The organism is Capnocytophaga felis (genome assembly GCF_009684755.1).
Taxonomy (GTDB): domain Bacteria; phylum Bacteroidota; class Bacteroidia; order Flavobacteriales; family Flavobacteriaceae; genus Capnocytophaga; species Capnocytophaga felis.
In genome coordinates this window covers 1-11,450 of sequence record NZ_BLBC01000029.1, presented here as the reverse complement: position 1 = coordinate 11,450, position 11,450 = coordinate 1, and the positions used below count along the sequence as shown (strand labels likewise).

The following is an 11,450-nucleotide window of genomic DNA, read 5'->3' as shown; positions in this document are numbered from 1 at the left end:
GAAAAGTTTAAACAAGTTTATAGTCTTCTTGTAGAAAAATAAAATTTGAGTTCATAGTTTTATTTTTGAGTGGTTAATTCAGAAGAACTTCCCATAATGTAAATTTATCGGAAGTAAAGCCACAAAAGTACAAATTATTTGAATAAATTACTCTAAGAAATGTTATTATTGACACTTGTAATTCCATACAATACTAAGACTACGTTTTTGTATTTTTATGAAGATTACTTCGTAAGCCATATTTAACATAAGAAATAGTCTATCTAAAATAAATTTCCTTACTAACCAATAGCAAACACTATTGACTTAATATTTTATTGATAACTAATTTACTAACTTCAGTTTTTTTCATACATTTGTAGTGCGGTTGTCTTTTTAAATCTTAAAGTTCACTAAAAATAAGATTAAATTCTTAAAATATAGACACACAATTGCTTTCTTATGGCAGATTTATTTTTTTTAATTGCATACACAAGCAAAAAGCATATAAAAACACAAATTAATTTTCTAGAAGTTTTAGAAAAGACATTGACTAAAAAATAAATCTCCATAAATAAAACTACCTTTCAAAATGATAAAGTACCATTCTCAGTTTCTCTTAGACAAAGAAAAGGATAAGCCAGATGTTCGCCTTCGTTATCGAATAAAATGGGTGTTGTGCATATAAAAAGGGAATCTTGTGATGTGTTTTTTAGCAAAAGTGTAGAAATCTTTGTCTAAATGCAATCTTTTAAAGACAGATACAAGCCATATTTTATCTGTCTTTTCGTTTGGGAAGATTAATCGCGAATATTTTGATTTTTGTCATTTTACTTCAATGATATAAATACCGAATTGCCCCTGTGAACCATACAGAGCCGTTGCACTTGGATTCTCTAAAAAAGAAACTTTTTTGATTTGAGTGAACGTTAATTCATTAAGATTTTTCAAGTCGTAGCTTTGATTCCCATTGTGTATTTTTACCATAGGAAATTCTTTTGAGCTGTATGTTCTATTTGAAATAGCAGGTAATGTGCCTTTATGATTGTTTCTTTTAATATCCTTTTGTGTTTTTTTTAAAAGAATGTCATATTCGTTATCCACTTTTTTGAAATGAGCGAGATATTCCTGATATGTTTTAGTTGTATTTGCAACTAAAACACTATCAATAAGTTGTTCTTTTTTGATTTGCCCAAAAGCATTTATGTAAAACAGGACTAGCATGGGAAATAAAAATTTTTTCATAACATTACAAATTTGGATAAAGTAAACTTCCTTTCTCATCTAACATTTTTCTGATATCTTCTACTTTTCTCTCCAATTTCCTTTTGAAGTAGTCTACTCCATTGTTTATTATATCTTGTCGTCTATATGCAGATACCTCATCTTGAATATCATATCCTATCGGAGAATCATTATTTCCTCTAATTAATTCCCCTGTATGGTACTGATACTGGTGCTTTAATTCGTGCCCAACAAGTCCAGGGTCTTGATTCTCATAGGGGACAGTAGAATACACGACACTGCCTCGTTGATCGGTCTTTGCAATACTTCCATAATCAAAGTGGTATACTTCTGCCGCTTGTTCAAGTTCTTTGATTTCCCTTAATGTAGCTTTATACTCGTTTAATGTTTCCTCTATGTGGCGTCTTTGAAAAGACATACCTCCAAAATCAATTTCAGTGCTTCCTTCTCTTACAGTACAAAGGATAGATTCCAAGCTTGATATTCTTGCGGATAAGTCAGACTTTAATTGAGAAACTATTCCTGAAGGATCTTCTATGATGTAGAAACCTCCCTTTAGTTGATTCATTTCTTCTTTCGTTAAAACCTCCATTTGGTTTTCTACCTCTGAAAGTGTGAGTTTAGTGTGTTTATTTTTAGGGTGCATAATTTTGAAAATTTTTATTTGTTTTTTGATGTTGCAAAATTAAAAAATGATTTAGCAAAAACAAAGAAAAATTATGACTTTTTATGAATTTATGTCTAATTGTGTTTTCACGAGTTGATAATATTTTCGTTCGAGTTTCATTAGGCTTTCGTGATTACCTACTTCTACAATCATTCCGTTTTGCATCACGATGATTTGGTCGGCTTTACGAATGGTACTCAATCGGTGAGCAATAACCACGACCGTTTTATCTTTGAATACGTTATCCAATGCCGAAACGATTTTTTGTTCATTTATCGTATCCAAAGCGTTGGTAGCTTCATCTAAGAACAAATAATCGGGATTTTTGTACAATGCTCGTGCGATTAGAATACGTTGTTTTTGTCCACCACTAAGTCCACGACCTTGTTCACCCATTTTGGTCTGATAGCCCAAAGGAAGTCGTTCGATTTCTTGGGCAATATTGGCGGTATCTAAGGCTTTTTTCAATCGTTCGTAATCAATATTTTCATCGTCAAGAACAATGTTGTTTAAGATGGTATCATTGAAAATTTTTCCATCTTGCATCACCGCTCCACATTTCTCCCGCCATTGTTTCAAACCAATATTATTAATATTCATATTGCCAATCATAATTTCCCCGTAGGAGGGTTTGTAAAGGCGTAAAATCAGCTTCAAGAGTGTAGATTTTCCACTTCCACTGTCCCCCACAATAGCAGTTACTTTTCCTTCGGGAATAATCATCGAAACATTTTGTAATACCAATTGAGAATGAGGAGAGTACTGAAAACTTACATTATTTACTACGATACTTTTAGAAGAAGGTAAATCCATTGAGTTGTTACCTACCCCTTCCTGTTCGTCTTTAAGTTCGTGAATTTCGTTCAATCGTAAAAAACTAATTTTAGCAAACTGGTACGAAATAATAAACTGAATGAATTGAACCACAGGTGCATTAAGCATTCCAATGATGAATTGTGTGGAAATCATCACACCAAAAGTCATTTCACCAGCAATTACCGCTTTAGCACAGAAAAACGTGATGGCTAAGTTTTTAATATTATCAATAAATTGAGCACCTGTATTTTGTAAATTTGTAACATTCAAGACTCTGACATTTACTTTGTAAAGTTTTGCCTGAATATCCTCCCATTTCCAACGTTTGGGTCGCTCATAATTATTAATTTTAATATCTTGCACCCCCTCAATAGTTTCCACCCAATAACTTTGATTTTTAGAAATCAACTCAAAATACTCCCAATCGAGTTTTTTACGAAGTCCTAAGAAAGCCATTACCCAAACCACATACAAAATACTTCCAACAAGGAAAATATAAAAAATAACCGAGTTGTAAATCGCTAAAATAATGGCAAATACTACGAAAGTAAGCGTGGAAAAAATCATTCCGATGGAGTTATTCATAATAAAACTACGGATACGCTCGTGGTCGTTGGCTCGTTGTAGGATATCGCCTGTCATTTTGTTTTCAAAAAAGGTAATGGGTAATGCCATTAGTTTAATTAGGTAATCGGAAATCAGAGCAATATTAACCCGTGAGGTGATGTGCATCAAAACCCAATCGCGAACCAAATTAGCAAGTAGAATACTCACGTAAATGGCGATGTTAGCAATCAGTACAATGTTGATGAAATCAATATCGTGGGTTTGTATCCCCACATCAATTACTGCTTTTGAAATAAAGGGCAAAAAACCTTGAAGAATGGTAACCAAAAGCATTACTACAAAAAGAGTCATAAAATTCTTTTTGTACGGGCGTAAGTAGCCAAAAAAAGTTTCAAAAGTTTTCCGCCGATTTTCTCGTTGTTCAGTTGTTTTTTCGTAGAAAGAGGCTTGGGGTTCAATAGCGATGAGAATACCTTTTTCTTCTTCGGATTTATACCACTTTTTTTGAAATTCTTCTACAGAATAAGTGATGTGCCCTTTGGCTGGATCAGCTACATAAATTTTACGGTTTTTAACATTTGTTTTGTAAACTACAATGAAGTGGCTATTATCCCAGTGAATGATGACAGGCAAAGGTATTTTATGCAGTAAATCATCAATAGAACATTTAACAGATAATGATCTCAATCCCAAGGATTCAGAAGCGTATGTGAGGTCAAGAGCGGAAACACCTTCTTTGGTAATACCACATAAGTCACGTAGGTGCTGGAGGGAGTAGTATTTACCATAAAACTTGCAAATCATTTTCAGACAAGCAGGACCACAATCCATCATATCAAGTTGTCTGTCAATAGGAAATGATTTTAAACGCATATTAAGTTAAATTTTTGCAAAAGTAAGAAAAATATTTTTGAAGTGTTTTGTTTTTGAAAATAAGTGTTTTTAACTTTGCGGGAGTATTTAAATATAGAAAATATGAACACAAAAAACAAACAACGAGCCAAGTTAGCCTTAGCTGAACTTGAGAAAGAAATGGAAATCCTTACTAAGGAAGAAGCAGAGGCTTGTAAAGGAGGAGGAGATGGGACAAGAAGTAACCCCTACACTTGGGAAGAATTTCAAAAATTGATACAATGTAGATGTTTTGAAGGAGGATTTGTAAAAATAAACGGAGTAGTAGTGTATCATTCTACAGGAGAATCTTATGGAAAAGAAGCATATGAAAAAAGAAAGTCAGAAATGATAGACAATGCTTATGGAGGAATTGGAGGTGCTAATAATGTTATGGGAGGTTTTCTAGGAAAATTGTCTAAAGCTCTTGATTATTTCGGTATGTACAAGGATATTACCGAATGGGGAAATTATTATACAGGGTATTCAGAATTGCGAAACTATTTTGCAAAATATCCAAATAATAACTTGTATAGAATAGAGACTCATTACAAATCTAACCTTGGAAGAGATGTAAAACATGTTCATTATTATGATTCTTCAGGGAGAAAAATAGCTGTAGAAACATTGGTAAAATGATAAAGAAATCTTTTTTATTCTTTTTTATTTTTTTTTCTTGTATGTGTAACTCACAAGAAAGAAAAGATGATTTTTCGTGGATAGTGTACGGAGATGCCGAACGAAACTGGAAATTTGATACCCTTCATTTGAATAAACAAATTTTCTTGGATATCTCTAAAAAAGATAAAAGAAGTGATACATTACTTCTTTTTAATCATTTTTTTGTACCTAAGTCAAAAAATAAGTTTATTGAAATTGATTTTCTACATAAAAATGAAAATATGACTGAAACCTATTGTTTGATAAAAAGTATTGACAAAACTGGGAATATAATTAGACAAGATAGTATAAACTTACTTGATATCCGTAGCTTGTCTTCTTTTAAAAGAAAAATACCTAAGAAAAATGTTTATTGTTTAAGAACAGAATTATTTTTTGTATCAAAACAAAATTTTGATAGTCAGATAGTAGTCAAGAAACCTAATTTTTCAATAGGAAAGGAAAAAGAAGAGAAAGAAGAAAAACAAATTCCACTAAAAATAACTTCTTTGATTCCAAATAATATATTAATATTTGATAATATTGATAAAATAAAAAATAATAAAATATTAGCTATAGGAGAGACTATTCATGGATCAGAATCTCTTAATAGAGTAGCTTTTGATATAATGAAATACCGCATAATGTATGCTAATTGTCGATTATTATTTTTTGAATTTCCAGTTGAAACAATGCTTATTTATAATCGATATATACAAGGAGATGATATAGATTTAGAAAGCATTTTTAATAGTTTATATTTTGTGAGATTATCCGATGAGACATTATCTTTTTTTTCTTGGTTAAGAGACTTTAATAAAGAAAGAAAAGATAAAGTTTGGATTTTTGGTGTAGATGTCAACATCTATGATCCACTGTGTTTTTATGTAGAATTATTTGATTATTTTAAGTTTTTGTATATGCAAAATAATAAAAAAGAAGAATTACAGTCTTTGGCTAAATCTCTTTTTTTTGATAAAAACTTCGTAAATAAAATAGACATTCAACCCGTTGCAATCGAATTTAAAATTATACAAAATTATTTTGATTTAATGGTTAAATATTCTATTAAGGGAGAGCTTCCGAATAATATTCGCGATATCTTTATGTATAAAAATATGAAGTATATTATAAATATTTTTGCCTCGAAAACAAATACAATTACCATATATAGTCATTTAGGACATTCTTGTTATGATTTCCCTTTTGTAGAAAAAAATTATTACAAACCTTTTGGATATTATTTGAAAAAAGATTTTAAAGAAGATTATTCTTGTATAGGTTTAACGGTGGGAGAAGGGGCTTATACAGCTATTGATGGAAAAGAAACCTTAATAAAAAATGAAAGAAACACAATTACCAATATTTTAAATAAAGAAAATAATCCTTTCTTTTATATAAAATCAGAAAACATCTCTCAATATCCAGTTTTTATTTCTCAAAATAAAGCTGTGGTAGGCATTCCAAAATTTTGCTTTGAAGGTGTTATTTATTTAGAAAATAGTACTCCTTCAGGTTTTTTTAGAAATAATATCCCTTTAGAAGATAAAATGAAAAGAGCCTTTAAAAAACAGAATGCCTTTTTTAACAAAGCCTTTGCTCAATGAAAATATTTTTGTTAAATTGCGTAAACATTTAAAATGCCAAAAAGATAAACAATGATTTTTTTTGTTGATGATATTTTACACTAGTTTTGATTGAGAGATAATAAAAAAGATTATTGTTTATCTTTTTGGCATTTTTATACTTTCCCTACTACATATATAAAAACCATTAGTAAATGTCGTATCAGATATTCATCATTGATTACTATGAAAAAGAGTTATTTAAAACAGGCGTTAACGCTTATGTAAAAAATATATCAAAAAATCATACTACGAATTTCATTTGGCTTGAAGCCCCTTTCTTGAAAATAACAAAAATACTCAGTAGACAAGGCGGAGTAGATATCTTTGTCCCTTTTGATATCATTTCCAAAAAAGAGTCGCAAGAATTAGAAATAGAAGCAATTAATTCAATAGTAAAATATATAGACGAAACTTATAAAAATAAAATAATTATTTTTCATTTTAATTGGTTGCACCATTCTATAATCGCATCTTCTTTATGTCAAAAAATACCTTGTGTAACGTTACTGACTTGCCATTATATTTATTTCAGAGATTTAATCACAGAAAACTATCGTGAGTTTCACAAAATAAACCAATTTTTATTGCAAAACAGAAAAATTCCTTTCTTATTTAAAAACATTATTGCAAAAGAATTTCTATTATACCAAAAATTCGACCATATTATCACTGTTACTGATGATGCTCAGAATGTGTTACATCAACTTTTTGAAATTCCCCAAGGAAAAATAACCACCATTCCCAACGGAATTGATTTACAGGAAATAAACACAACGCAAACCAAGCGGCAACTTCGTAGGAAACATCATTTTTCAGAAGATGAAAAAATTATTTTGTTTGCTGGTAGAATAACCCAAATGAAAGGTGTGGTTGAACTTATCCAAGCTTTTGAAAAACTTTCGCTAAAAGATGACACGCAAAAATACCGTTTAGTTATTTGTGGTAAAGGTGATTACGATTGGGTGTATAAAAAAATACATTGTTACTCACAAATTACTCTTACAGGAAATTTATCCAAAGAACAATTGTATGAATTTTACGCATTGGCAGATGTGGGCGTAATCCCTTCGTATGCAGAACAATGTAGTTATACAGCTATTGAAATGATGGCTTCATGGCTTCCTGTGGTGGTTACGGATGTGGGCGGACTTAACGAACTCATTGACAGCGAAAACGGATTAAAAACACACATTGAATTTACTCTCAAAAAAATACAATTCAATACAGATGATTTAGCCGAAAAAATTCATCAATCTTTGACTAATCCACAATTAGCAAAAAAACGAGCTGAAAAAGCCTTTCAAAAAGTACTTTCAGAGCTTACTGCCGAAAAAATGGCTGAACAAACACTTCAAGTGTATGAAAAACTATTAAAACAACCTGAAGATACATTGATTATTGATCAAACCGAATTAGTAAGTGTAGTTATTCCGTGCTATAATGCCGAAAAATATATTGAAAGATGTTTACTAAGTGTTTTAAACCAGTCATATCAAAATTTTGATATTCTCTTGATAGATGATGCTTCGGAAGATAAAACCTTGAAAATTATTTCAAAATTCAATGATAACCGATTAAAAATATTTCGAAATGCTACCAATAAAGGCATCGTTTATGCTTTAAACAAAGATATTTCTGAGGCAAAAGGGAACTATATAGCTCGTTTGGATTCCGATGATTTGATGCAACCAAATAGAATAGCTCAACAGATTTCCTTTTTACGAGAAAATCCAGAATATGTAATGGTAGGAAGTAGTCATATTTTGATTGATGAACAAGAAAATATATTACAATACATTGCTTATCCTGAAACAAATGAAGTGAAAACTATCATCTTTGCTCCATTTTATTGAAATAATAATATACCATTTTGTATTCTTTAAAATACGCTTCTATCGGAAGTCCCCTCTGTAAAAAAACCACATTAACAAACTGATTATTAATATAAAAACTAACTAAAAAATCAAACTTTATTTTAAAAAAGTTTAGAAAAATCCATAAACAAAACTCAAAATATCAAAAAACACAAATCTATTTTATTTAATACATTTTAAAGTAAATTACATTAAAAATAATTTATGTAGATATAATATAGTTTTAAAAATTTATCGTACTTTTGCTCATAAATAACATAAAAAATTAGATGGACTTTAGGAAAAATATAATTCTTAATGTCATAAAAAATATTTTCATTTACATAGCCCATAAACTGAATTTAACAATAACAAATACTAATTCCTCAAAAAACACAAAAAATGGAATTTTTAAATTTAGATGAATCCGTTCAATCAGCTATCAAAATTGCCAAATCTATTGCTCGTGAATATGGCAACAAGCACTACTCTTCAGCTCACTTACTAAAAGCGCTTCTTCACAAAGAAGTGGGAATCAGCAACTTTGTAACAGCATTGGGTAAAGACGCTTTATTTTTAGAAGAATGGGCAGAAATTCGTATAGAAGATTGCGAAAGATTGGCAGGAGTTACAGATATAGAAACCGATGAAAAAATACATAAAATCTTTGAAGAAGCAGACAATATAAGGTTAAAACTAGGATTACTACAAATAAATCCTATCTGTACTTTGGGGGCAATCGCAAAACCTGAAGTAGGCTTCTCTTCCGATCAACTGAAGTCTTTCCCTATTCGCGAAAAGGAAATTTTAGATTTTTTCCTACAAGGCGACAATCTGCAGTTACACTCACTACATCAAGCAGAAGGACAAGAAACAAATGGAAAAACAAACAAACCTCTTACCAATCTTTTAAAATATTGTATAGATAAAACCTCTTTAGCACGTGAAAATAAAATCTTCCCCATTGTTTGCCGAGGCAAAGAAAGCAGGCAAATGCTCGAAATACTGGGCAGACATAGCAAACCTAATGTGATGATTATAGGGGATTCAGGAGTAGGAAAAACAGCTATAGTAGAAGGATTAATATATGATATTATCAATGAAAAAGTGCCTTCTTTTTTATCGGGAACAACCGTTTGGGAGCTTGATAATGGGGCTTTAATCGCCGGAGCCACTTATAAAGGTGAAATTGAAGACAGACTTAAAAACATTATTAAGGAACTTCGTCAAATGGACAAAGTGATTCTATTTATTGATGAAATACACACCTTACTAGACCCCAAACAAGGTAATGCAGGAGCTGCCAATATTTTAAAACCAGAACTTTCTAAAGGAAATCTAACTGTTATTGGAGTAACTACCATTGATGAGTACCGAAAATTGATTGAGCCAGACCACGCTTTTAATCGTAGATTTGAAGTGTTACAAATAGAAGAACCAGCCACTGACAACGCAACTTCGATGGTTCAATTTGTACTCGGAAAATATAAAGATTTTCATCAATTAGAAGTTAGTGAAGATGCTTTAAGCAAATGTGTACTAATGGCAAAACGTTACGTAAAAGACCGACGTTTACCAGACTCGGCCATTGATTTACTTGACAGAACAATGTCAGCAGTTAAAATGACTAATGAGGCTGCTGTAACTGATCATTTTTCATTATTAAGCAAACTAAAAAACTTGGAAGAAAAGCAAATAGAAATTTCCGAAGAAGACTTTTTTAACGAAATTTCACTAGTTTGGAAAGATTTTTCATCGCATCTAAACCCTATTATGAAAGGTTATATTGGTCAAGAAGTCAAAATTGATGAAAAAATTTCAGCTTCTACAATTTTTAATACATTAAATCAGATAGTTGATAAACTATACCATTTTACAAAAAATCCTATTACACAAGTTAATGAAGAACACTTAGCGTGCGTGGTAGCAGCTAAAACAAATATTCCTGTGGGGAAAATCCAAGAAGGAGAAAAAGAACGCCTCTTAAATATGGAAAATCAATTGAGAAAACGTGTTGTGGGACAAGACAATGCCATAAAGTCGTTGGTTGATGCCATATTGGAGTCCAGAAGCGGAATGAATAAACAAGGGCAACCTATTGGCTCTTTTTTCTTTTTAGGTCCAACAGGAACAGGAAAAACTGAGCTTACAAAATCTTTAGCTGAAGCATTGTTTAATGATGAAAAAGCAATGATCCGTTTTGATATGTCTGAATTTAAAGAAGAGCATTCAGCAGCACTACTTTATGGAGCTCCTCCCGGATATGTGGGGTACGAAGAAGGAGGGCTTTTGGTTAATAAAATCAGACAACAACCTTACTCAGTAGTACTTTTTGATGAAATAGAAAAAGCTCATTCTTCGGTATATGATATTTTTCTTCAAATAATGGACGAAGGAAAACTTCACGACCGTTTGGGAAAAGAAGGTGATTTTTCAAATGCCATCATCATTTTTACCTCAAACGTAGGAAGTGACTGGATTGCCAAAGAGATGTCGGAAGGAAAACTTCCCTCCACAATACAAATGATGGAAATAATGGGAAATTATTTTCGTCCTGAATTTTTGGCTCGTCTGTCTGAGATAGTGCCTTTCTCGCCTATTAAAGAAGAAATGTTACTGAAAATTTTTGAAATCCAATTTAAAGGATTCCGTAAATTGTTACTTGCTCAGAATATGGATATTGAACTTACAGATGAAGCAAAAAAAATGCTTGCGTTTAAAGGATTTACCCCAAAATATGGAGCACGCCAAGTAGTGGGAACTATTCGTAATTATCTTAGAAGGCCCATATCAAAAATGATTCTTTCAGGAGAGTTGAAAAAAGACCAAAGGCTTAAAGGCTTACTTTCCACCAACGAAGAGCTTATATGGGAAGTAGAAAATTTGTAAAACTCAAAGTTTGTTTTTAAACAAATAAGATAATTCAGTAAAACACGTATTATTTTCAAAAATCACCTAACAAAGTCTACATTTTTTTCAAAGAAATCAATATACACTAATAAAAAACTCAAAATTTACATTAGCAAACTGAAACTTAACTATTTTCCCTACAAATAAAGTCTATTAAAATTAAGTGTTTAATTTTAATAGACTTTATTCGTAAGTTGCTTTAACAATCATTAAGGCAAGTTTTCTACGTTTATT

7 protein-coding genes are annotated in these 11,450 nt (G+C 31.0%); 4 read left to right on the top strand and 3 right to left on the bottom strand.

The features are described 5' to 3' along the window. Positions 1-804: 804 nt before the first annotated feature. The 3 genes from GN105_RS12620 to GN105_RS12610 all read right to left on the bottom strand — a co-directional run bounded on the left by GN105_RS12620 (position 805) and on the right by GN105_RS12610 (position 4,147). On the bottom strand, positions 805-1,224 hold the full coding sequence (locus GN105_RS12620) for a hypothetical protein (protein WP_155285744.1): 420 nt from the start codon (positions 1,222-1,224) through the stop codon (positions 805-807). A 4-nt stretch (positions 1,225-1,228) separates the two neighbouring features. Continuing rightward, complete coding sequence (locus GN105_RS12615) at positions 1,229-1,870, bottom strand: hypothetical protein (RefSeq protein WP_155285743.1); 642 nt, start codon at positions 1,868-1,870, stop codon at positions 1,229-1,231. Between the two features lie 81 nt (positions 1,871-1,951). After that, the gene (locus tag GN105_RS12610) at positions 1,952-4,147 is read right to left on the bottom strand and encodes a peptidase domain-containing ABC transporter (protein ID WP_155285742.1); all 2,196 of its coding nucleotides are present in this window, start codon (positions 4,145-4,147) and stop codon (positions 1,952-1,954) included. 102 nt (positions 4,148-4,249) lie between these two features. Here GN105_RS12610 and GN105_RS12605 point away from each other — a divergent pair, with 102 nt between their 5' ends. From GN105_RS12605 to GN105_RS12590, 4 genes are all read left to right on the top strand, one after another. Then, positions 4,250-4,804 (top strand): hypothetical protein, encoded by a 555-nt coding sequence (locus tag GN105_RS12605; RefSeq protein ID WP_155285741.1) that lies wholly within the window; start codon positions 4,250-4,252, stop codon positions 4,802-4,804. Then, positions 4,801-6,432 carry an erythromycin esterase family protein gene (locus GN105_RS12600; protein ID WP_155285740.1) on the top strand — a complete coding sequence of 544 codons (1,632 nt, stop codon included), beginning with the start codon at positions 4,801-4,803 and terminating at the stop codon, positions 6,430-6,432. Before GN105_RS12605 ends, GN105_RS12600 begins: the two co-directional genes overlap by 4 nt. A gap of 173 nt (positions 6,433-6,605) precedes the next feature. Beyond that, on the top strand, positions 6,606-8,306 hold the full coding sequence (locus GN105_RS12595; RefSeq protein ID WP_155285739.1) for a glycosyltransferase: 1,701 nt from the start codon (positions 6,606-6,608) through the stop codon (positions 8,304-8,306). A gap of 402 nt (positions 8,307-8,708) precedes the next feature. Then, entirely contained in the window at positions 8,709-11,195 is a 2,487-nt protein-coding gene (locus GN105_RS12590) for an ATP-dependent Clp protease ATP-binding subunit (RefSeq protein ID WP_155285738.1), read from the top strand. The last annotated feature ends 255 nt before the right edge of the window (positions 11,196-11,450 follow it).

What these genes read in the sequence shown, in the direction of transcription:
- GN105_RS12605 (WP_155285741.1), top strand. Translation starts at nt 4,250, where the DNA reads ATGAACACAAAAAACAAACAACGAGCCAAGTTAGCCTTAGCTGAACTT.
- GN105_RS12610 (WP_155285742.1), bottom strand. Translation starts at nt 4,147, where the DNA reads ATGCGTTTAAAATCATTTCCTATTGACAGACAACTTGATATGATGGAT.
- GN105_RS12615 (WP_155285743.1), bottom strand. Translation starts at nt 1,870, where the DNA reads ATGCACCCTAAAAATAAACACACTAAACTCACACTTTCAGAGGTAGAA.
- GN105_RS12620 (WP_155285744.1), bottom strand. Translation starts at nt 1,224, where the DNA reads ATGAAAAAATTTTTATTTCCCATGCTAGTCCTGTTTTACATAAATGCT.
- GN105_RS12595 (WP_155285739.1), top strand. Translation starts at nt 6,606, where the DNA reads ATGTCGTATCAGATATTCATCATTGATTACTATGAAAAAGAGTTATTT.
- GN105_RS12590 (WP_155285738.1), top strand. Translation starts at nt 8,709, where the DNA reads ATGGAATTTTTAAATTTAGATGAATCCGTTCAATCAGCTATCAAAATT.
- GN105_RS12600 (WP_155285740.1), top strand. Translation starts at nt 4,801, where the DNA reads ATGATAAAGAAATCTTTTTTATTCTTTTTTATTTTTTTTTCTTGTATG.